The sequence below is a fragment of the Chthonobacter rhizosphaerae genome, from assembly GCF_013839525.1.
Lineage (GTDB): Bacteria > Pseudomonadota > Alphaproteobacteria > Rhizobiales > Pleomorphomonadaceae > Chthonobacter > Chthonobacter rhizosphaerae.
The window spans coordinates 26,215-47,253 of the sequence record NZ_JACDIS010000006.1; the positions used below are offsets into that span (position 1 = coordinate 26,215).

18 protein-coding genes are annotated in these 21,039 nt (G+C 70.5%); 4 read left to right on the forward strand and 14 right to left on the reverse strand.

Annotation, left to right across the window (positions count from 1 at the left end; translation table 11 throughout):
• Positions 1-27: 27 nt before the first annotated feature.
• Both HND91_RS12145 and HND91_RS12150 read right to left on the reverse strand, forming a co-directional pair.
• Positions 28-789 (reverse strand): anti-sigma factor family protein, encoded by a 762-nt coding sequence (locus HND91_RS12145; RefSeq protein WP_181706849.1) that lies wholly within the window; start codon positions 787-789, stop codon positions 28-30.
• Entirely contained in the window at positions 776-1,324 is a 549-nt protein-coding gene (locus HND91_RS12150; protein ID WP_181706850.1) for a sigma-70 family RNA polymerase sigma factor, read from the reverse strand. The genes HND91_RS12145 and HND91_RS12150 overlap by 14 nt, the downstream gene beginning before the upstream one ends.
• 159 nt (positions 1,325-1,483) lie before the next feature.
• On the opposite strand from HND91_RS12150, the gene HND91_RS12155 reads away from it, so the two are divergent.
• On the forward strand, positions 1,484-1,861 hold the full coding sequence (locus tag HND91_RS12155) for a DNA-binding transcriptional response regulator (RefSeq protein ID WP_181706851.1): 378 nt from the start codon (positions 1,484-1,486) through the stop codon (positions 1,859-1,861).
• A 267-nt stretch (positions 1,862-2,128) separates the two neighbouring features.
• Positions 2,129-2,455 (forward strand): hypothetical protein, encoded by a 327-nt coding sequence (locus HND91_RS12160; RefSeq protein WP_181706852.1) that lies wholly within the window; start codon positions 2,129-2,131, stop codon positions 2,453-2,455.
• A 39-nt stretch (positions 2,456-2,494) separates the two neighbouring features.
• On the opposite strand, the gene HND91_RS12165 is transcribed toward HND91_RS12160, so the two are convergent.
• Positions 2,495-2,704 (reverse strand): hypothetical protein, encoded by a 210-nt coding sequence (locus HND91_RS12165; RefSeq protein WP_181706853.1) that lies wholly within the window; start codon positions 2,702-2,704, stop codon positions 2,495-2,497.
• Between the two features lie 201 nt (positions 2,705-2,905).
• On the opposite strand from HND91_RS12165, the gene HND91_RS12170 reads away from it, so the two are divergent.
• Positions 2,906-3,208 (forward strand): hypothetical protein, encoded by a 303-nt coding sequence (locus tag HND91_RS12170; protein ID WP_181706854.1) that lies wholly within the window; start codon positions 2,906-2,908, stop codon positions 3,206-3,208.
• Positions 3,209-3,413: 205 nt separating this feature from the next.
• Complete coding sequence (locus tag HND91_RS12175; protein ID WP_181706855.1) at positions 3,414-3,821, forward strand: DUF4864 domain-containing protein; 408 nt, start codon at positions 3,414-3,416, stop codon at positions 3,819-3,821.
• 49 nt (positions 3,822-3,870) lie between these two features.
• Here the strand turns inward: HND91_RS12175 and tgt are convergent, their stop codons facing one another.
• From tgt to HND91_RS12230, 11 genes are all read right to left on the reverse strand, one after another.
• Positions 3,871-5,013, reverse strand: a complete 1,143-nt coding sequence (tgt, locus tag HND91_RS12180) for a tRNA guanosine(34) transglycosylase Tgt (RefSeq protein WP_181706856.1) — start codon at positions 5,011-5,013, stop codon at positions 3,871-3,873.
• Positions 5,014-6,099 carry a tRNA preQ1(34) S-adenosylmethionine ribosyltransferase-isomerase QueA gene (queA, locus tag HND91_RS12185; RefSeq protein WP_181706857.1) on the reverse strand — a complete coding sequence of 362 codons (1,086 nt, stop codon included), beginning with the start codon at positions 6,097-6,099 and terminating at the stop codon, positions 5,014-5,016.
• 653 nt (positions 6,100-6,752) lie between these two features.
• Complete coding sequence (locus tag HND91_RS12190) at positions 6,753-8,093, reverse strand: aromatic ring-hydroxylating oxygenase subunit alpha (RefSeq protein WP_181706858.1); 1,341 nt, start codon at positions 8,091-8,093, stop codon at positions 6,753-6,755.
• Positions 8,094-8,238: 145 nt separating this feature from the next.
• Positions 8,239-9,837, reverse strand: a complete 1,599-nt coding sequence (locus HND91_RS12195) for a dipeptide ABC transporter ATP-binding protein (protein WP_181706859.1) — start codon at positions 9,835-9,837, stop codon at positions 8,239-8,241.
• Between the two features lie 235 nt (positions 9,838-10,072).
• Positions 10,073-10,939, reverse strand: a complete 867-nt coding sequence (locus tag HND91_RS12200; RefSeq protein ID WP_181706860.1) for an ABC transporter permease — start codon at positions 10,937-10,939, stop codon at positions 10,073-10,075.
• Positions 10,936-11,892: an ABC transporter permease gene (locus HND91_RS12205; RefSeq protein ID WP_181706861.1), complete on the reverse strand. Its 957-nt coding sequence runs from the start codon at positions 11,890-11,892 to the stop codon at positions 10,936-10,938. Before HND91_RS12205 ends, HND91_RS12200 begins: the two co-directional genes overlap by 4 nt.
• A 719-nt stretch (positions 11,893-12,611) precedes the next feature.
• The gene (locus tag HND91_RS12210; protein ID WP_246329455.1) at positions 12,612-14,240 is read right to left on the reverse strand and encodes an ABC transporter substrate-binding protein; all 1,629 of its coding nucleotides are present in this window, start codon (positions 14,238-14,240) and stop codon (positions 12,612-12,614) included.
• A gap of 105 nt (positions 14,241-14,345) precedes the next feature.
• Complete coding sequence (locus HND91_RS12215) at positions 14,346-15,458, reverse strand: enolase C-terminal domain-like protein (protein ID WP_181706863.1); 1,113 nt, start codon at positions 15,456-15,458, stop codon at positions 14,346-14,348.
• A gap of 14 nt (positions 15,459-15,472) precedes the next feature.
• Positions 15,473-16,984: an aldehyde dehydrogenase gene (locus tag HND91_RS12220; RefSeq protein WP_181706864.1), complete on the reverse strand. Its 1,512-nt coding sequence runs from the start codon at positions 16,982-16,984 to the stop codon at positions 15,473-15,475.
• A gap of 96 nt (positions 16,985-17,080) precedes the next feature.
• On the reverse strand, positions 17,081-18,226 hold the full coding sequence (locus HND91_RS12225; protein WP_181706865.1) for an iron-containing alcohol dehydrogenase: 1,146 nt from the start codon (positions 18,224-18,226) through the stop codon (positions 17,081-17,083).
• Positions 18,227-18,437: 211 nt separating this feature from the next.
• Positions 18,438-20,912: a GcvT family protein gene (locus HND91_RS12230; protein WP_181706866.1), complete on the reverse strand. Its 2,475-nt coding sequence runs from the start codon at positions 20,910-20,912 to the stop codon at positions 18,438-18,440.
• Positions 20,913-21,039 lie beyond the last annotated feature (127 nt).

Here is a 21,039-nt window from a genome sequence, read left to right on the forward strand (position 1 = left end):
GTTTCCTCTGGTTGCGATGGTAAGCGGTCAGTACAGGCTGCCGGCCAGCCGCTCTGCGGCAAGCCGCAGCCGCGCGGGCTCCGTTTCGCCGGACAGCACGAACACGTCCTGGCCGACCTGCCAGTAGACGCTGTCGCCGTCCTCGGACGACATCGGCGTGGGGCGGACCACGTCGAAGCTGGGGGCGCGGGCGGCGAACAGCGAGACGCGGCCGGCGTCCTTTGCGTCGGCCATCAGTTCCACGCTGAAACCACCCGCGTAGGGGAATATCTGCACGTCTGCGACCCGCCAGTCCTTGGGCAGGGACGGCAGGGCCAGGCTGGTGGCGCGGCGCAGCTCGGCCGGATCGTAGACGTCCGACTTCGGCTGCGAGGCGAGCTCGGCCCGGGTGCGGGCGGTCTTCAGGGCGGCGAGCGCCCCGTCCACCACCGGCGGCACCGTGGCGGCGACGCTTTCGCGCACGCCGGCAAGACCGAACGCCGCGTGGGCGTACCAGCCGCCGGCGACGAGGAGAGCGGCCGCCGCGAGCCGGGCGAGCGGCAAGAGGCTTCGCCGGCGCTCCAGGCCGCGCTCCAGCACCCGCGCCGCCTCGGTGAGCCGCGGATCGGGGTTCAGGTCGGCGGCGGCGAGCCGGAGGGCGTCGCGGGCCGCGAGGTCGGCCATCACCCGGGCTGCGATGTCCGGATGGGCGGCCAGGTGATCCTCCACCTCCACGCGCCGGGCCGGGTCGAGCTGGTCGTCCACATAGGCGTGGAGGTCGATGTCGGTGATCGCGTCAACGCGGGTCATCGTGTCCTCCGACGATCTTGAGATTGGGCCGCGGCGACGGCTCGGCCGCCCGGTCGGCCTCCAGGGCCCGGAGCGCGGCGCGCGCCCGGCCGATGCGGGACATGAGCGTGCCGACCGGCACGCCGAGCACGGCGGCGGCCTCCTGGTAGGGAAGGCCGTCCACGGCGACGAGGTGCAGCGCCTCGCGCTGGTCGTGCGGCAAGGCGTCGAACGCGCGGCGGATCTGAGACAGGCGCACCGCGGCGTCCTGGGCCGGTTCGGCGACCGTGCCGACCGCGTCGCGGCCGTAGTCGCCGTCGCGCGCGGCCTCCGCCTTGCGGCGGCGGACCCGATCGATGAACGTGTTGTGCAGGACCGAGAACAGCCACGGCTTCAGGCCGCGGCGGGTGTCGAACGAGCCGCGCCGCTCGTAGGCCCGGACGAGGGCGTCGTGGACGAGGTCGTCGGCCTCCGTGTCGTCGCGCGTCAGCGTACGCGCGAAGCGCCGGAGCGCCGCGAGGTGCTGGACCACGTCGAAGGAACGGTTCTGCGTCATGCCCCATGTACGGAGCCGAACCGGCCCCGCATCCCTGGCCCGACCGGATTTTTTGTCGCAGCCGGCCGAAAACGCCAGTGCTGGCCGGTCAAGCTCGAACCAACCGGCCGAGCAGGCGTTGGCGGATAGTTCACCGAGGGAATCGAGACGGAGGCCACCATGGGACAGGCGATACCGCGACGGCAGATCCTCATCGTCGACCGGGACGAGGAAGCACGCCATCTGGCCGGTGCGCTTTTCGAGGAAAGCGACCTCGACCCGATCGAATGCGACACCGCCGCGGACGCCCTGAGGCAGCTGGAAACGGTCGGCGACCAGGTGGTCGCCCTGTTCGTGGATCTGGACGACGCCGGACCGGCCTCGGCCAAGCTGTTCGAGACCGTGCGGGCGCGGTTCCCATGGGTGCGCGTGATCGCGACCGGCCGTCACGCCGGGCAGCAGACGCCCGCCGATGCCCGCTTCATGCGCAAGCCCTGGCTGCCGCTCGACCTCCTGATAGCGGCGGAGACGACCGTGCCCCAGGGCCGGCCGCACTGACCGCACGGACGGGCGTCCGAGGCCCGCGTCGACGCGTCGAACGCTCCGGGCGGGCGCGGCGCGCGGGGCGGGCGTGTCGGCAAGGACACAGGAGCCCGATCCTGTATGTCGCATACGTCATGACGCGTATTCAGTTCGACGGCTCACCGGCATAGCGTTTGCAAGCGACCTCGTCGCCTGCACGCGCGCGGTTTCGCGCGCGGCTTCAACCGCCCTTCGGGGCGGGGCGGAAGGCGCCCACCGTTGTCTGTCGAGAATAGCCCGCCCATGACGATTTCGATGCACCCCAGGATGCGCTCCCGGCTGGACCGGATCGAGCGGGAACGAACCCTTGCGGCCGATCGCGCCTTTCTGACGTCGATCGACGAGGTCGAGACGCTGGCGACCACCATGGAGAGCCAGATCGGCCGCAGCCTGACCGAGGCGGTGCTGGACACCTGCCGCGTCCTCCGCCGGTCCATGGACACCCACGACCCGGACAGCCCGGCGGGCGCCATCATCCGCCGCTTCCTGCCGCTGCGTCTCGACGAGTTGCGCCTCGTGTGCCAGGAATCCGCCGTGATGCTGTCGGAGCGGCAACTGGCGGACGCCTGACCGCCGGCCGATCGGCCCGCGCGGGGGATCGGCCGGGATCTAGCGTGCGTCGCGCGCCGGCCACCGCCATGCGACCGCCGGGCCCGGCAGCGGCTCGCCGTCATAGACGAGCGGCGTTCCGACCTTGCGGCACTCGGCGCGGGCGATGACCCCGTTCGCGTCGCGCACGTCCACATGCGCGTGCACGGGCATGAAGGCGATCGGCTGCCACGGATCGGCGGCGAGCCCGACTCTCGGCGTAAAATTCACGGCAACCCCCCGATTCATTTGGCGCACCGACGCGGAAACGCGCCGGACGTCGGGCCGTTCAATTGGCAGACGATCAATCCGCGCTGTGGTTGACGTTTCCTTTCGTCGGCTCAAGTGTCCGGTCTCGGCCCTCGGCAAAGCCGAACTTCAGCGCGGCCTTCGGCGTTGTCGTCGAACAACGCGACAGAAGGAAGGACGCCCATGTCGGCAGCCCAGCGGACACCCGGCCAGAAACCCCTGACGGCGCTCCACGTGTACCGGGCCGACGACGGCTCCGCCTGCGCCTATGCGGACATCCCGGAGGAGGGGGTCTCGGGCGTCACCTGGCACCGCATTCCGTTCGGAACGCCGCTCGTGGACGCGGAGCGCGAGGCCATGCTCCTCGCCGATCGGCTCGGCATGGCGCTGGAGGTGCGCGACCCGCTGCGCCTGCGGACCGGGGCGGCGGTGAGCGACCTCGGCGTCCTGCATCCGCAGGACCTCAACGCGTCCAACGACGATTGACCACGGCGCGGCATCGGCGCGCTTGAGCGCCGGCGCCGCGTGCAGCCTCTTTTCCGGAGCGGAAAGGGTGCTACCTTCTTTTCCAGTGAGATGGTCCGCCCTCGCCCGCCCCGGACGACGGACCGTCCCGGCACTCGGCGCGTCGACCTCCGGCCGGCCCGCATGTTTCAGAATGCTGACCATTCCGGCTCAGGAGGACATGACGATGCGTGTCGCGAGTTGGTGCCTCGGGTTTCTGCTTCTGACGTCCCCCGCCCTCGCGGAGGATCCGGCGTCGTCCATCAAGTCGCTGATCGATCGCCAGATCCAGGCGTTCCAGGCGGACGACGCCTCCACGGCCTACAGCTTCGCGTCCCCGAGGCTGCAGGAGATCTTCCCCAACCCGGACGTGTTCATGTCCATGGTGCGGAGCGCCTACCGGCCGGTGTACCGGCCGAAGTCCGTGGCCTTCGGCCAGCTCCGCGACCGGAACGGCGCCTTCATCCAGGAGGTGTTCCTGGTGGATCCGGACGGCGTCGAATGGACCGCGCTCTACGCCCTGCAGCAGCAGGCGGACGGCACGTGGCGCATCGCCGGATGCCAGCTGACGAAGGAGCCGCGGGTGAGCGCCTGACGGCGGCGCCGATGCGGTCTTCTCGACGCCGCGACGTGGACGCGGCCGGTCAGCGCGGCGGCAGGTCGCCCCGCGCCCAGCCCGACTTGGTCTCGGCGACGAAATCCGCGTAGCGGCCCGCCTCGATGGCCGCGCGGATGCCTTTCATCAGCGTCTGGTAGTAGGCGACGTTGACCCAGGTGAGCAGCATGGCGCCGAGCGCCTCGCCCGTGCGGACGAGGTGGTGCAGGTAGGCGCGGCTGTAGTCGCGCGCGGCCGGGCAGTCGCTCTCCTCGTCCAGGGGACGGGGGTCGTCCATGTGGCGGGCGTTCTTCAGGTTGATCTTGCCGAAACGCGTGTAGGCGAGGCCATGCCGGCCGGCGCGGGTGGGCATGACGCAGTCGAACTGGTCGATGCCGCGGGCGACGCTCTCCACGATGTCGTCCGGCGTGCCGACGCCCATCAGGTAGCGCGGCTTGCCGGCGGGCAGGACCGGCGTGGTGATCTCCAGCATGGCGAGCATCACCGCCTGCGGCTCGCCGACCGCGAGGCCGCCGACGGAATAGCCCTCGAACGGGAGCGCGCGCAGCCCCTCCGCGCTGGCGACGCGCAGGTGCGGCACGTCTCCGCCCTGGACGATGCCGTAGAGCCCCTGCCCTTTCGCCGGGCCGCCGAGCGCCTCGAACTTCGCCCGCGACCGCTCGGCCCAGCGCAGCGACAGGCGCATGCCGCGCTCCACCTCGTCCGGGGTGGCGGGCAGGCGCACGCACTCGTCGAGCTGCATCTGGATGTCCGAGCCGAGGAGACCCTGGATCTCGATCGACCGCTCGGGCGTGAGCTCGTGCCGCGATCCGTCGATGTGGCTCTGGAAGGTGACGCCGCGCTCGGTCAGCTTGCGCAGCTGGGCGAGCGACATGACCTGGAAGCCGCCGCTGTCCGTCAGGATGGTGTGCGGCCAGGTGGAAAAGCGGTGCAGGCCGCCGAGCGCCGCCACCCGCTCCGCCCCCGGCCGGAGCATCAGGTGATAGACGTTGCCGAGCACCACCTCCGCGCCGGTGGACCGGACCGTATCCATGAACATCGCCTTGACGGTGCCCTGCGTGCCCACCGGCATGAAGGCGGGCGTCTGCACCGTGCCGTGCGGCGTGGCGATCTCGCCCCGGCGGGCCATGCCGTCGGTGGCGAGGAGGCGGAAGGAGAAGGGCTGGGTCATTCAGGGTCCGGGAAAGAGCAGCGAGCTGTCGCCGTAGGAGTAGAAGCGGTAGCCCTCCGCGATGGCGTGGGCGTAGGCCGCCTTCATGACGTCGAGGCCAGAGAAGGCGGAGACGAGCATGAAGAGCGTCGACTTCGGCAGGTGGAAGTTGGTCATCAGGGCATCGACCGCCCGGAACCGGTGGCCAGGGGTGATGAAGATGTCGGTTGGGCCTTCGAATGGCCGGATCGCGCCGGTCTCGTCGACGGCGCTTTCGAGGAGCCGGAGCGAGGTGGTGCCGACCGACACGATCCGCCCGCCCCGGGCGCGCACCGCGTTCAGCGCGGTGGCGGTCTCGGCCGACACGTGGCCGACCTCGGCGTGCATCTTGTGGTCGCGGGTGTCGTCGGCCTTCATGGGCAGGAAGGTGCCAGCGCCCACGTGAAGGGTCACGAAGTGCCGCTCCAGGCCGCGCCCGTCGATCCGCTCCAGAAGCTCGGGCGTGAAGTGGAGACCGGCGGTGGGGGCCGCGACGGCGCCGTCCTCGCGGGCGTAGACGGTCTGGTAGTCGGCCCGGTCGCGGGCGTCCTCCGGGCGGCGGGCCGCGATGTAGGGCGGCAGGGGAATGTGGCCGACGGCGGCGAGCGCCTCGTCGAGGGCCGGGCCGGCGAGGTCGAAGGCGAACTCGGCCTCTCCGTCCTCGCCCTTCTCGGAAACGGTCGCCTCCAGCGCGCCGAGCAGGCAGACCGAGGTTCCGGGCCCCTCCCCTTCGAAGCGCACCCGGTCGCCCGCCTTCAGCTTGCGCGCCCCCTTTACGAAGGCCTTCCAGCGGTCCGCCCCCACGCGCATGTGGAGCGTGGCGGAGAAGCGCGCCGGCTCGGCGCCCTCGCGCAGGCGGACGCCCTCGAGCTGGGCCGGGATGACGCGGGTGTCGTTGAAGACGAGCGCGTCGCCGGGGTTCAGGAGATCCGGCAGGTCGCGGACCACCCGGTCGTCGAACGGCGCGCCCGGACGGACCACGAGCAGCCGCGCGGCGTCGCGCGGGGACGCGGGCCGAAGGGCGATCCGCTCGGGCGGCAGCTCGAAATCGAACAGGGAAACGTGCATGGCCGACGGATACGCGACGGGGCGGCCGGAGGCAACAGCGAGCGGGGGTCGCGCGCGAGGATCGGGGGCGGGCGTGGTCCGCGGGCGTGGGCTGTGGCAGTCGGCGGGGCGTGGCCAGGGCGCGTCGGGGGACCTCATTCCGTCATCCCGGCGAACGCCGGGATCCAGCCGACGGGTGGGCTGGCCGCCCGTGGCGGTTTCCATCGACGACGGTTGGGCCCCGGCTTTCGCCGGGGTGACGGGCTGGACTGGCGGGGGTGGCGGGCTGGACAGACGGGGGTGGTGGGCTGGACAGGCGGGGGTGGCGGGCTGGACAGGCGGGGGGTGGGCTGGACAGACGGGGGTGGCGGGCTGGACGAAGGGCGGCGCGTCGGGAGACCCGCTTCCGTCATCCCGGCGAACGCCGGGATCCAGCCGACGGGTGGACTGGCCGCCCGTGGCGGTTTCCATCGACGACTGTTGGGCCCCGGCTTTCGCCGGGGTGACGGTCTGGACTGGCGGGGGTGGCGGCCGGGAGTAAGGCTGGCGCGTCGGCCGGCCGGTCTCAACCGCCGACCGGCCCGTTCGTCGTGGTCTGCGTCGGGCAGACCACCCACGCATCGTTCCTTCGCTCCGGCCGAGGGCTCCCTTCCGGCCCTGCCGGGAGCTTCGTCTCACTCCGCCGGGGCGGCCGGGGCGGCGGCGGGGGCTCGGCCGGGGGGCGGGGTGTAGACGGCGCGCTCCGTCGGCGCGGTGGAGACGGCCGGGGGCGGGAGGCCGAGGGTGTCGCAGAGGGAGACCTCAAGCTCGTCCGTGTACCACTGGATCAGGTCGCGGACGCCCATCTCGATCACCGCCGAATAGGGGCCGGGCTCGTAGCGGGAGTTGTTGATGCCGAGCTGGTTCCACTCGGCCAGTTCCTTGTCCTGGTCGTTGGTGGCCTTCCAGACGGCGGTCAGCTTCTCCACGTCGTAGTCGACGCCCTCGACCGCATCCTTGTGGACCAGCCACTTGGTGGTCACGATGGTCTCCTGGGCGGAGATCGGCATCACCCGGAACGCCATCATGTGGTCGGACAGGAGGTGGTTCCAGTTGTTCGGCAGGGAGAGCATGCGCACCGAGCCGAGGTCGTAGTCGGTGAAGTCGGCCATCAGCTTGCGGCAGGCGAGCGTGCCGTCCAGCGTCATGGACTGGTGGCCGTCAATGAACGGCAGCCGCACCGCCCGGTAGCGGATGTTCGGGTCGGTCGGGCCGTGGGGAACGCCCTGCGCGTCCCACTCCTCGTTCTTGCGGCGCATCAGGTCGACGTACTTCGGATCGACGCGCGGGTCGGTCGGGTCGTCGAACTCGGCGAGGGTGCGCAGGAGTTCCGGGTGGTTGGAGGCGCAGTGGTAGCACTCGCGATTGTTCTCCATCACGAGCTTCCAGTTGGCCTTCTCGTGCAGCACCTGGGTGTAGGCCACCTTGGCGTTCTCGATGTCCTGGCGCTTGATGAAGGGCTCCAGGTCGGCGCGGAACTTGTCGAACGCGGGGGCCTCGTCGGCGAGGCAGAGGAAGATGTAGCCGGAAAGGTTCTCGCAGTGGACCGGCTTCAGGCCGAATTCGGAGCGGTCGAAGTCGCCTTCCATGTAGCGGGTGCGGATCAGCTCGCCGGTGAGATCGTAGGTCCACTGGTGGTAGGGGCAGACCAGGCGCTTGGCCTTGCCCTGGTGCTCCAGGCAGATGCGCGAGCCGCGATGGCGGCAGGAGTTGTGGAAGGCGCGGATCTGCCGGTCGTTGTCGCGCAGGATGATGATGGAGTCGCGCCCGACCTCCACGGTGATCCAGTCGCCCGGGTTCGGCACCTCGCAGGAGAGCGCCACGAAGATCCACTGGCGACCGAACACGTGCTTCATGTCGATCTCGAAGAAGGCCTCTTCCGTGTAGAAGGGCTGCGGCAGGCTCCAGTGCTTCCTGCGGGTGCGCAGGAGGTCGAGGGCATAGGTTTCCAGTCGGCTCATCTCATGAGGCAGCATCGGGTCCCCCTTCGTCCGGCGCAATGGCACGTCTGACCGCGTAGGAGGATGCAACGGCGGGCGAAACGCATGAACGTTTGCGCCGCCGCACCCCTCAGAACCGCCATGGCGCGCGTTTCGCCGTCGGCGACGGACGCCTTGAGCCCTACTCGGCCGCCGCGTCCGCGTCGCTCCGCATCTGGCCGGGAGCGGCGGCGACGAGCTCGCGCGTGTAGGGGTGTTTCGGCCGGCGCAGCACGTCGCGCGCGAGGCCGAACTCCACCACCTCGCCGCGCTTCATCACGGCGATATGGTCGGCGATCTGGGCGGCGACGCGCAGGTCGTGGGTGATGAACAGCATGGTCATGCCGGTCGTCTTCTGCAGGTCGTCCAGAAGGGTGAGCACCTGCGCCTGGACCGAGACGTCGAGGGCCGACACGCTTTCGTCCGCGATCACGATCTCCGGGTTCATGGCGAGCGCGCGGGCGATGGAGATGCGCTGGCGCTGGCCGCCGGAGAAGGCGTCCGGCCGGCGGTCGAAGGCCTCGCGCGGCAGGCGGACGAGGTCGAGCAGTTCCAGGGCGCGGCGGCGGGCGGTGGCCGCGTCTGCGCCGCCGAGCACGCCGGCGCGCATCAGCACCTCGCCGACGGTCCGGCGCGGGTTGAGCGAGCCGAACGGGTTCTGGAAGATCATCTGCACCAGCCGGCGGCGGGCCTGGAGATCGCGCCCCTTGAGGGCCGTGTAGTCCACCCCGCCGACCGCGATGGTGCCGCTGTCCGGCTCGTGCAGGCGGATGATGGTGCGGGCGAGCGTGGACTTGCCCGACCCGGATTCGCCCACCACCGCCAGGGTGGCGCCCTTCGGGATGGAGACCGACACGTCCTTCAGGGCCTTCACCGGGCCGTAGAAGGCGACGAGGTCGTCCGCCTTCAGGGCCGGCGGGGCCGAGAGGTCGGTGGACCGCGCCGGCGGGTTCAGCGACGGCACGGAGGCGATCAGCGTGCGGGTGTAGTCGTGCGACGGCCGGTCGAGCACGTCGGCGGCGGGGCCGATCTCCACCAGCCGGCCGTGGCGCATGACGGCCACCCGGTCGGCCACCTCGCGCACCACGCCGAAGTCGTGGGTGATGAACAGGATGCCGTGCTGGTCGCCGCCCCGCAGTTCGTTGAAGAGCCGCAGGATCTGCGCCTGGGTGGTGACGTCGAGCGCGGTGGTCGGCTCGTCCGCGATGAGGAGCTTCGGCTCCAGAGCGAGCGCCATGGCGATCACCACGCGCTGGCACTGGCCGCCGGAGATCTGGTGCGGATAGGCGCCGTGGATGCGCGCCGGTTCCGGCAGGTGCGTGGACTCCAGGAGCGCCAGCGCCCGGGCGCGCCGCTCCTCCGGCTTCAGGTCGGTATGGATCTCGAACACCTCCTCCACCTGCCGGCCGACCGGGATGGCGGGGTTGAGCGAGGCGATCGGGTCCTGGAACACCATGGCGATCTCGTTGCCGCGGATCGACCGGAGGTCCCGGGCCCTCAGTTTCGTGAGGTCGCGGTCGCCGAACCGCACGCTGCCGCCGCCGAACGTCAGCCCGCGCGGGAGGGCGCCCATGATGGCGGCCGAGAGCACCGACTTGCCCGAGCCGGACTCGCCGACGACGCAGAGGATCTCGCCGCGCCGGACATCCAGGCTGACGTCCTCCACGGCGAAGGGCCGATCCGCGCCCCGTGGCAGGCGGACGGAGAGGTTCTGGACGGAGACGACGGAAGGGTGGGTCATGGCCGTGCTCCGGGGGAGAGAATGCATGAAGGTGAGGATGAGCCGGCGATCCGGGCGGCGGCGACGCCCGGATCAATATCGTGCGCGGAGGCGGACAACCCACGCATGCCTTCGGGCAGCGAGGGGGTGAATGCATGGGTGGTCCGCCTGCGCGGATCCTGACGGCTGGGGGCGGCGGCGGCGGTCATACGCGGACCCGCGCCCTCCCCCGCGCTCGACTTCGACCCGGCCCCCATCACGCCCTCCCGTGCCTCAGGCCGAGCTCGCGGATGCCGTCGGCCACCAGGCTGAGGCCGAGGGTCATCATGGAGATCGCGATGCAGGGGAAGATCACCATGTGCGGGAAGGCGATGGCCATCGGGCGGCCGTCGTTGACCATGCTGCCCCAGTCGGGCGTCGGGGGCGGCAGGCCGAGGCCGAGGAAGCCGAGGACGCCGATGGTGATCGTCGTGTAGCCGAGCCTCAGGCAGGCGTCGACGATCAGCGGCCCGGCGGCGTTCGGCAGGATCTCCACCGCCATGATCCGCAAGGGGCTTTCGCCCTGCACGATGGCGGCCGCCACATAGTCCTGCGCGGCGATGTCGATGGTCAGCGCCCGGACGATGCGGAAGATGCCGGGCGCGGAGGCGAACGTCACCGCGAGCACGATGTTGAGGCCCGACGCCCCGAAGGTGACGATCACCAGGATGTAGAGGACGAGCACCGGAAAGGACAGGATCACGTTCGCGATGAACGAGAGGACCTTGTCCACCCAGCCCTTGTAGAAGCCGGCGACGAGGCCCATCGCCAGCCCGACCGCGAAGGCCGTCGCCGTGGCGAGGCCCGCCCAGAGCACCACCGCGCGCGCGCCCCAGATGAGGCGCGAGAGGATGTCGCGGCCGAGGAGGTCCGTGCCGAGGAGGTAGAGCGAGCCGTCCGGCCCGCGCGACATCGGCAGCTGCAGCGGCGCTCGGCTCTGCAGCGGGTCGTAGGGGGCGATCCAGGGCGCGAACAGGGCGGCGAAGACCCACACGCCGACAAGGACGGCGCCGAGCAGGATGGTGGGGCTCTTCAGCGCGGCCGGAACGCGCAGGCCGGTGCGGCGGGTCTCGATGGCGGTCATGCGGTGGCTCCAGCCGGCTTGACGGCCACGCGCAGGCGCGGGTTGAGCAGGCGGTAGAGGATGTCGGAGATGAGCTGCGTGGCGACGACGACGACCACGCTGACCATCGCGCAGGCTTCGATCAGGAAGACGTCGGAGTTGAGCGCGGCCTCGTAGAGAAGCGTCCCGAAGCCCTTGTAGGCGAAGAAGACCTCCACGACGATCACGCCGGAGAGGAGCCACGGGATCTGCAGCATCACCACGGTGACGGGCGCGATCAGGGCGTTGCGGAGGGCGTGGTGCAGCACGATCCGCGAGGTCGAGGCGCCCTTCATCAGGGCCGTGCGCACGTAGGGGCTGCGCATCGCCTCCACCATGGAGGCGCGGGTGATGCGGGCGAGATAGCCGGCCGAGTAGAGCGTCAGCACGCTGACGGGGAGGATCAGTTCGGTGATCGAGAAGCCGCTGATCATGGTGGAGGCGCCGGGCAGCCAGCCGAGCCAGAACACGAAGATGGCCGACAGGAAGACCGCCGTGGCGAATTCCGGGATCGAGGTGGTGAGCACGGAGAAGAAGGACACCGACCGGTCGGTGGCCGACCCCTCGCGCATGCCGGCCACGATACCGAGCACGAGGGCGATCGGCACCATCAGGGCCAGCGTCGCGCCGGCGAGAACGCCGGTGGCGGCGAGCCGCTGGGGCAGCACGTCGGTCACCGGCACGCGGAACAGCGTGGACTGGCCCCAGTCGAGGGTGACGAAGTCCCAGAGCCAGCGCACGTATCGGACCAGGAAGGGATCGTTGTAGCCGTTCTCGGCCAGCCAGGCGGCGCGCTGGTCCGGCGCCGAATAGGCGCCGAGCACCTTCACGGCCACGTCCTCCACGTTCGCTTCCAGCACCAGGAAGACGATGAACGACACGACCAGCATGGCGCCGAGCACCTCGGCGGTCTTCTTGGAGATGGCGCTGAGCATCGGACCCTTGACGTTTGCGGTCGGCCGGCGGATGGACCGGGGGTCCATCCTACCGGAAAACATGAATGCGGTCGCCCGGAGTGGGGCGGGCGGGTGTCCCGGTCCGCGGCGCGCGGCGCGCGGCGAACCGGAATGGGCGGGCGTCGCGGACCGTGACCGGGAGGAGACATCCGCGACGGTGGAGCCGGTCGCACGGTTGGCTGGATCCCGGCTTTCGCCGGGATGACGGGTCGGAAGGAGTTGGCGGCCCCGCAGGCGTCCGGCCCTCCCACTCGGCGAACCGTCATGGTCCGGTTCATCCGGACCACCCACGATTTTGCCCGGCGTGCCCAGGACTGCGGGGATGATCCGCCGCGCCCGGTCCAGACCGTCACCCCGGCGAAAGCCGGGGCTCGACCGTCGCGGGCGTTGTCCGCGACAGTCAGCCGGTCGCACCGTCGGTTGGATCCCGGCTTTCGCCGGGATGACGGATCGGAAGGAGCCGGCGGATTCGCAGGCTCCTGTCCCTCCCCATCCGCCAACCGTCATGGTCCGGTTCATCCGGACCACCCACGCCTTCACTCGGTCCAGACCGTCACCCCGGAAAGCCGGGGCCAACCCGTCGCGGGCGTTGTCCGCGACGGTCGAGCCGGTCGCACGGTCGGATGGATCCCGGCTTTCGCCGGGATGACGGATCGGGCCGTCACGACTGTGCGTCGCGCGCGCCCGACAGTCGCGGATCAGGCGGACAGCCAGACCTTGTCCATCTTGAAGTAGTCCGACGGGTGCAGCTTGAAGTTCTGCACCTTGGTGGACGTCGCCGTGAACTTGCCGGCCCAGTAGGGCTGCACCATCACGGCGGCGTCCTGGAGGATCTGCTCCACCTCGACCATGGCCTTCGACCGCTCCTTCGGGTCGACGATGGCCATTGCCTTGTCGAGGGCCGCGTCGAACTTCGGGTCGGAGTAGCGGGACTCGTTCCAGACCGCGCCGGTGCGGTAGGCGAGGTTCAGCGTCATCACGCCCAGCGGCCGGTGCGACCAGAAGGTGAGCGAGAAGGGCGCCTTGTCCCAGATGTTCCAGTATTCCGTGGCAGGCATCACGTTGAGCTTGATGCGGATGCCGGCCTCGGCCACCTGCTGCTGCAGGATTTGCGCCGTGTCCTGCTCCCACTTGCCCTGGGTGTTGCCGACCACGAGCTCCACGTCGATGCCGTCCGGATAGCCGGCCTCGGCGAGCAGCTTCTTGGCGCCTTCCACGTCGCGCGTCAGCTTCGGCAGCTCGGCATATTCCGGATGGAACGGCGCCACGTGATGGTTCTCGCCGACCACGCCCTTGCCGCGGTAGGCGATGTCCAGGATCTGCTGGTTGTCGGCCGCCATCACCAGCGCCTTGCGGACGCGGACGTCGTCGAACGGCTTCTGCGGCTGCATGCGGATGCAGAGCGTCTGCGCCGCGTTGCCGGTGAGAAGCTTCACGTTCGGCAGCTTCTCGACGAGGTCGAGCTCGGCGATGGTGATGCGGTAGAGGAGGTCCACCTGCCCGGCCGCGAGCGCCGCCACGTGGGCGGCCACGTCGGCGCCGAGGTCGATGTACTGGATCTCGTCGAGCAGCGCCTTCTCGCCCCAGTAGGCGTCGTTGCGCTTGAAGAAGGCCTTCTGGCCGACCGCGTAGTCGGTCAGCAGGAAGGGCCCGGTGCCGACGGGATCCTTGGACCAGTCACCCGCGAAGTTGCGGTTCACGATGGCGCAGGTGAACGCGTAGAGCATCTCCGGAATGGCGAGGTTCGGCTGGCTCAGGGTCAGCACGATCTCGTGGTCGCCCTTCTTCTCGATGTTGGTGATCATCTCGAAGGAGGTGCGGTTCGGCGACGCGGAGTCCTTCTCGGTCCAGCGCTTCAGGTTGAAGATGACGTCGTCGGCGTTGAAGTCGTCGCCGTTGGTCCACTTCACGCCCTGGCGGAGCTTGAAGGTCCAGGTCTTCAGGTCCTCGGACGGGTCCCAGCTTTCCGCGAGGTAGGGATGGGTGACGTTGTTCTCGTCCACCTCGGTGAGGAATTCGCACGAGTTGCGGATCAGGTCCGACGCCTCGACCCAGTTCACCAGCATCGGGTCGGTGATCTCCTGGATCTGGCAGGCGAAGCGCAGGGTGCCGCCGGCCTTCGGCGTCTCCTGGGCGGCGGCGGCCGAGACCATCGGCATGCCGATCTCACCGAGGAAGGCGTTGGCCGAGACGGCCGAGACGCCCAGAAGGCACACGGTGCGCAGGAAGGCGCGGCGGTCGATCTCCCCGGCGGCCACCTGCTCGCAGAGGCCCTCCACCTTCGGGTGCGTCGGTCGTCCACTGTTGGTCCAAAGCTTGAAACGCATGCTCGTCATCCTCCTCGGGTTGAACGGTGGCGGGCCGGGGCTGGTCCCCTGTTTTGTGTTGAGCCCGTAACGATCCGGCCACCGTGGTTCAGGTTTGCGAAACTGTCATGAATATGCGGTCGCGCGCAGCGCCTCCTCGTCCGGGCGGTAGCCGAGACCGGGCGCGTCGCCGAGATGGATCCAGCCGTCCCGATCGACGGCGAGCGGCTCGGCCATCATGAAGTCGCGCCGCGCCAGGCTCCATTCCGGGGGATCGTATGGGAATTCCAGGAAGGGCGCATCGGAAAGCGCGGCGGTCAGGTGGGCATTGGCGGCGACGCCCATGCCGTTGGTCCAGGTGTGCGGCGTGAAGGCCACGTTGTGCTCCTGCGCCATCAGGGCGACCCGGCGAAGGCCGGTGATGCCCCCGACGAGCGCCGCGTCCGGCTGCAGCACGTCGAGGCAGCCGTCGCGGACGAGATCGCGGAAGGCGGTGAGCTCTCGCGTCATCTCGCCGCCGGCGATGCGCACGTCCACCGCCTCGCGCAGGCGGCGCATGCCCTCGCGGTCGGCCCGGTGGAGCGGTTCCTCCATCCAGTAGACCGCGAGGCGCTCCAGTTCGCGCGCCACCTGGAGGGCGTCCTTGAAGGTCCAGGGCGCCACCGTGTCCCAGGGCATCCGCCAGCCCTGGTTGCAGTCCACCATCAGGGTGAGGCGGTCGCCCACGCGGGCGCGGACCGCCTCCAGCGCCCGGATGTCGTCCTGCCAGCGGCCCCGCTGGAAGCGGATCTTCATGGCGGGAAAGCCCTCGCCGATGAAGCGCTCCGCCGTGTCCGCCATGGCGGACGGGTCGCGGAGCGTGCCGGACGACGCATAGGCGCGCACCTTGTCGTTGAGGCCGCCGAGGAGCTTCCACACCGGCTGGCCGGTGATCTTTCCGGCGAGATCCCAGAGCGCCAGGTCGAGCGGCCAGGAGCGGCCGTAGTGGAAGTCGAGGTGCGACAGCACCCGGTAGTGCCGCTCGATGCGAAGCGGATCCTCGCCGACGAACAGGTGCTCGTGGCCGGCGAAGCCGAGCATCAGGTCGCCGGACGCGACACCTTCGTGGCCGTCGTCGGTGAGGACGCGCACCACCGTCGCGTCGAAGTGGGTGCGCGGGCGCGAGTCCCACGAGGCCACGAACGGCGGGTCCAGCGGCAGCCGGTGGTGGGAGATCTCGATGCGGTCAATCTTGGTCACGAGAGGTTCGCCCGTCAGCCGAAATGGGTCCAGATCGTCTTGAAATCCATGTACTTGTCGATCGCGTGCGGGCTGCGGTCGCGCCCGAAGCCCGACTGCTTGAAGCCGCCGAACGGTGTCGCGAGGCTCGACCGGTCGTAGCAGTTGACCCACACGGTGCCGGCGCGGATGGCCGACGACAGGCGGTGCGCCTTGCCCATGTCGCGGGTCCAGACCGCGGCGGCGAGGCCGTAGATGCTGTCGTTGGCGAGGCGGACCGCGTCCGCCTCGTCGTCGAAGGTGAGCACGGTCAGGACCGGGCCGAAGATCTCCTCGCGGGCGACCCGGTGCTCGGGCTTCACGCCGTCGAGGATGGTGGCCTCCACGTAGGCGCCGCCCGGCAGCGCGTCCACACGGGTGCCGCCGAGGGCGACGCGGGCGCCCTCCCCCTTGGCGATGGCGACGTAGTCGAGGACGCGGTCGGCGTGGCGCTTCTCCACCAGCGCAGCCATGCGCGAGGCCGGGTCGAGGGCGTGGCCGAGGGTGATGGTGGCGGCGTGCTCGGCGATCTTGTCGACCAGCGCGTCCTTGATCCGGGCGTCGACGATCACCCGGCTGCCGGCGTGGCAGGTCTCGCCCTGGTTGTAGAAGATGCCCCAGGCGATGCCGGAGGCGACGGCGTCGAGGTCGCCGCAGTCGGCCAGCACCACGTGCGGGCTCTTGCCGCCGCATTCCAGGGCGACGCGCTTCATGTTGGAGCGGGCGGAGGCCTCCAGCATCAGCTTGCCGACCTCGGTGGAGCCGGTGAAGGTGATCATGTCCACGTCGCCGTGGCAGGCGAGCGGCGCGCCGGCGGCTTCGCCGAAGCCGGTGACCACGTTGAGGACGCCGTCGGGAAGGCCGGCGTCGGCGGCGAGCCTGGCGAGGAGGAGAGCCGACAAAGGGCTCTGCTCAGCCGGCTTCAGGACCACCGAATTGCCGGCGACGAGAGCGGGGCCGAGCTTCCAGGCGGTGATGATCAGCGGATAGTTCCACGGCACGATGGCGCCCACCACGCCCAGCGGCTCGCGCCGGATCAGCGCCAGGTCCGCCGGCCCGGTCGGGGCGATCTCGTCCACCAGCTTGTCGGCGAACTCGGCGTAATACTGGATGCAGTCCGCCGCGAAGGGTGCGTCGACGGCTAGCGAGTCGGAGATGGGCTTGCCGACGTCGAGGGTCTCCAGGAGCGCCAGTTCCTGGGTGTGGGCGCGGATGAGGTCGGCGAACCGGTGCAGCACGGCCTTGCGCTGCTTCGGCTCCAGGCCGCGCCAGCGCCCGTCCTCGAACGCCGCCCGCGCGCTCGCGACCGCCCGGTCCACGTCCGCCGCGCCGCCAGCCGCCACCTCCGCCACCACGCGCCCGTCCACCGGCGACACCTTGGCGAAGGTCTCGCCCGACTGGCTGGCGACGAAGGCGCCGCCGATGAAGTGCGACGCCTCCGGCTTCAGCACGGACGCGGCGGCTTCCCAATCGGCGCGGGTGGCGGGGAAGACGGCGGGCTTGTTCATCGGTCGGTCGCTCTGTCGTCGGATGAAGAAAACGAGGTCCGCCCGAGGCATGGACGGGAGCCCTAAGGCCCGGATGGAAGGTCGCGCCGGACGGCGCTACGCCTGCGTCAGCACGCGCTCGGCGAAGACCATCAGGTCGTCGTCGGTCACGGTCCGCGCGTTGGACCGGCGCATCGGCGCGTTCTCCGGCGCGGCCATCTTGGCGGCGAGCGCCGCAGGCGTGATACCGTCGAAGCCCTCTCCGACGAGCGAGACCTTGACGCCGCTCGCCCGCAGCAGCCGCTCGTAGGCGTGCGCGAGCGCCGCCGCGCCGCCCGTCTCGCCCATGGCGGCGGCGACGGCGGCGAAGCGGCCGTCGGGGTCCTCCGCGGCGTTCCAGGCGAGCGTCGCCAGCACCGCGACGCCGACCGCACGCCCGTGGTGGATGGGTCTCAGCGAGGCGAGCGCATGGCCGATGTTGTGGCCGATGGCGGTACCGGCGTTGTCGATGGCGACGCCCGCCAGGGCGGCGGCGAGCTGCAGGCCGGCGCGCGCGGTCAGGTCAGCGGGATGCTCCACCGCCCGCAGCAGGTGCCGCGTCACGAGGCCGATCGCCGCGTGGGCGTAGACGTTGTTGGCGGCGGTGGCGTTCACGTTCGTCGCCGCCTCCATGGCGTGCACGAAGGCGTCGATGCCGGTCGCCGCCGTCAGATGCGCCGGCAGACCGACCGTCACCGTCGGGTCGAGGATCACCTCGTCGGCCTTCATCTCGTCGCCCCAGAGCCAGACCTTGGAGCCGTCAGCCAGGCTCAGCACCGACACCCGCGTGGTCTCCGACCCCGTGCCCGATGTGGTCGGCACGCAGATCTTCGGCAGTGGCTTTGCCGGCAACGGGTTGGCGCAGAGCGCGTAGGCGTCGCACGAAAGCGTGCCCGGCGCCGCGCAGGCCACCGCCTTGCCGAGGTCGAGCGCCGATCCGCCGCCGAGCGCCACCACCAGCCCGGCACCGCTTTCACGCGCGAGCGCCGCCGCCGCGTCGGCCGACGCGGTCGTCGGGTCCGACTTGAACGCGTCGAATACGACCGGACGGAGCCCCGCGCCGACCAGCGACGCGATCGCCCGGTCGGTGATACCGGACGCCTTCAGCCCCGGATCGGCCACCAGCAGCACCGCGCCGCCCGGCGCATGCCGCGCCGCCAGCGTCCCAACCCTGTCGAGCGCCCCCGCCTCCTGGATCATCCGCGGAACCCGGTCCAGCATCATCGCCCGTCACTCCCCCAAGTGGCCGTCGTCGATCCAACCCTCAACCGTCATCCCGGCGAACGCCGGGATCCAACCGCACGCCGTGGCAACCGCGACGTCGCGGCCCGCCCGCACCGGCTTTACCCGTCCGCCCCGTCGGCTGGATCCCGGCGTTCGCCGGGATGACGGGACGGGCGGGGGCAAACTTCGGGGCCGGGCGTCACCCCACCCCTCAGGCGCGCAACTTCTTCCCTTCCGGATCGAACAGCGGGTCGTTCGCGACGGTCGCGGCGAAGCGCTGGCCGAGGTATTCGATCTCCACGCTTTCGCCCACGGTGGCGAGCGCGACGGGGAGATAGGCGAAGGCGATCATCTTGCGGACCGCGTAGCCGTAGTTGGCGCTGGTGACGTAGCCGACCGGGGCGCCGTCCTTCAGGACCGGCTCCTTGCCGAGGGCGACGGCGTCGGCGTCGTCGAGGGTGAGGCAGCAGAGGCGCGAGGGCACGCCGGCGGCCTTCTGGGCGGCGATGGCGTCGCGGCCGATGAAGTCGCCCTTCTTCATGCTGACCGACCAGCCGAGCCCGGCCTCGAGGGCCGTCTTGTCGCCGGTGAGGTCGGCGCCGGCGAGGCGGTAGCCCTTCTCGATCCTGAGGCTGTCGAGGGCGCCGATGCCGCAGGCGACGAGGCCGTGCGGCTTGCCGGCCTCCACGAGGAGATCCCAGACGGCGCGGCCGTGGGGCGCGGGCACGTAGATCTCGAAGCCGAGCTCGCCGGCGTAGGAAATGCGGAGCGCCCGCGCCTCCACGTAGCCGATCTGGATCAACCGGGACTTGTAGTAGGGGAGCGCCTCGTCGGAGACGTCGGTCTCGGCGACGGCGGCGAGGATGTCGCGCGCCTTCGGACCCCAGAGGCCGATGCCGCAGAGCTCGTGGGTGATGTTGCGGAAGCGCAGGACGTCGGACCCGAGGCCCTTGGCGCGGGCGACCCGCCGCATGTGGGCGAGGTCGGAGAGGCCCGAGCCGGTGCCGGTGAGGATGAGGAACTCGGTCTCGCCGGTGCGGGTGACGACCATGTCGGACATCACGCCGCCGCGCTGGTTGAGCATGCAGGTGTAGACCACCTGGCCGACCGGCTTGTCGATGTCGTTGGCGAGCACGTAGTTGAGGAAGGACACGGCCTCCGGCCCCTCCACCACCAGCTTGGTGAAGGTGGAGACGTCGTAGAGGCCGGCGGCGGAGCGGGTGGCGACGGCCTCCGCCCCCTGGATGGGCGACCACTCGATGGCGGACCAGCCCTCGCGCTTCGGCAGGGCGAGGTTGGCGGTGAGGCCGGCGTTCGCCTCGTTCCAGGCCGGACGCTCCCAGCCTGCGACCTCCCAGAAGTGGGCGCCGTTGGCGAGGTGGCGGTCGTGCATGGGCGAGGTGCGCAGGCCCCGCGCGACCGTGGGCTGCATCATCGGGTGGATGATGTCGTAGACCTCGCGGTACTGCTGGGAGCCGCGATCGTTGACGTACTTGCGCGTGGTCTGGAAGCGGGCGAAGCGGTTCACGTCCGCCTCGCGGATGTCCACGCCCGGATCGCCCTCGATCATCCAGTGGGCCATGGACCGGCCGATGCCGGCCGAATGGGTGATCCAGACGCCTTCGCAGACCCAGAAGCCCGGCAGCTCCGCATGCTCGCCCATGAGGGGCATGCCGTCCGGCGGGAAGGAGAAGATGCCGTTGAACGCATCCGCCTGGGCGGCGCCCTCCACCACCGGGAAGAGGTTCACGGTGGCGCGGTGGCATTCCTCGAAGTGCTCGGGCGTGAACTCCATGCAGGAGGGCATGCGCGGGGCGAGCTTGAAGGGAAGCAGCGTCTCGGCGTCCACCGGCAGCGGGGCGTGGCGGTAGTTGCCGATGCCGAACTGGTCGAAGTGCTGGCGGAAGTAGAGCGAGTTGTCCTGGGCGCGGATCAGCGGCATGGCGCTTTCCACCGTGCCGCCCCGGCTCAGCTCCTTCAGGACGCCGAGCGCCTCGGTCTTCACATACTGGTGCTGCATGGGCTGGAGCGCGATGGGCACGCCGGCGAGCCGGCCGACCTTCGGGCCCCAGATGCCGGCGCAGCAGAGCACCATCTCGGCCTCGATGCGGCCCTTGGTCGTCACGACGGCGGACACGCGGCCGTTGCGGCGCTCGAACCCGGTGACCTCCACCTCGCCGTGGAACTCGATGCCGGCGTTCCGGGCGGCGACGCCCATGGCCTCGGCGGCGAGAACCGGCCGGCCGATGCAGTCGTCCGGCACGTAGAGGCCGCCGAGGATCTTCTTCTCGTCGATGATCGGGATGTGCGTCTTCACCTCGGACGGGCCGAGGATCTCGCCCGGGATGCCCCAGCTCTGCTGCAGGCCGCGCCGGCGCTTCAGCTCCTGCAGGCGCTCGGGCGTTTCGGCGAGCTCGATGCCGCCGAGGAAGGCGGCGCCGGACTTGCCGTCCACCTCCAGGCCCGCGAAGGTCTGGATGGTGTAGCGCGCCCAGGTGGACATGGTGCGCGACGTGTTGGTCTGGAACATGCCGCCCGGCGCGTGGCTGGTGGAGCCGCCGGTGCGGAACAGCGGCCCCTGGTCGATGACCACCACGTCGGTGACGCCGAGCTTCGCCAGGTGATAGGCCGTGGAGGTGCCCGCGATGCCGGCCCCGATGATGACGATCCGCGCCCGTTCCCGCATGGCCCATTCCCCTCGATCACACCGCCGTCTGGCTCGTGGGGACTAAACTCGTGGGAAAGCGAAGGCGGGGAAAGGACGACGGCGACATGCGGGGGGTGAAACGCGACACGACGTCGGGAACGTTCAA

Coding starts and splice junctions, on each gene's coding strand:
- HND91_RS12200 (WP_181706860.1), bottom strand. CDS start 10,939: ATGACCGCCATCGAGACCCGCCGCACCGGCCTGCGCGTTCCGGCCGCG.
- HND91_RS12230 (WP_181706866.1), bottom strand. CDS start 20,912: ATGCGGGAACGGGCGCGGATCGTCATCATCGGGGCCGGCATCGCGGGC.
- HND91_RS12190 (WP_181706858.1), bottom strand. CDS start 8,093: ATGCTGCCTCATGAGATGAGCCGACTGGAAACCTATGCCCTCGACCTC.
- HND91_RS12225 (WP_181706865.1), bottom strand. CDS start 18,226: ATGATGCTGGACCGGGTTCCGCGGATGATCCAGGAGGCGGGGGCGCTC.
- queA (WP_181706857.1), bottom strand. CDS start 6,099: ATGCACGTTTCCCTGTTCGATTTCGAGCTGCCGCCCGAGCGGATCGCC.
- HND91_RS12170 (WP_181706854.1), top strand. CDS start 2,906: ATGTCGGCAGCCCAGCGGACACCCGGCCAGAAACCCCTGACGGCGCTC.
- HND91_RS12160 (WP_181706852.1), top strand. CDS start 2,129: ATGACGATTTCGATGCACCCCAGGATGCGCTCCCGGCTGGACCGGATC.
- HND91_RS12155 (WP_181706851.1), top strand. CDS start 1,484: ATGGGACAGGCGATACCGCGACGGCAGATCCTCATCGTCGACCGGGAC.
- HND91_RS12150 (WP_181706850.1), bottom strand. CDS start 1,324: ATGACGCAGAACCGTTCCTTCGACGTGGTCCAGCACCTCGCGGCGCTC.
- HND91_RS12175 (WP_181706855.1), top strand. CDS start 3,414: ATGCGTGTCGCGAGTTGGTGCCTCGGGTTTCTGCTTCTGACGTCCCCC.
- HND91_RS12145 (WP_181706849.1), bottom strand. CDS start 789: ATGACCCGCGTTGACGCGATCACCGACATCGACCTCCACGCCTATGTG.
- HND91_RS12195 (WP_181706859.1), bottom strand. CDS start 9,837: ATGACCCACCCTTCCGTCGTCTCCGTCCAGAACCTCTCCGTCCGCCTG.
- tgt (WP_181706856.1), bottom strand. CDS start 5,013: ATGACCCAGCCCTTCTCCTTCCGCCTCCTCGCCACCGACGGCATGGCC.
- HND91_RS12220 (WP_181706864.1), bottom strand. CDS start 16,984: ATGAACAAGCCCGCCGTCTTCCCCGCCACCCGCGCCGATTGGGAAGCC.
- HND91_RS12205 (WP_181706861.1), bottom strand. CDS start 11,892: ATGCTCAGCGCCATCTCCAAGAAGACCGCCGAGGTGCTCGGCGCCATG.
- HND91_RS12210 (WP_246329455.1), bottom strand. CDS start 14,240: ATGCGTTTCAAGCTTTGGACCAACAGTGGACGACCGACGCACCCGAAG.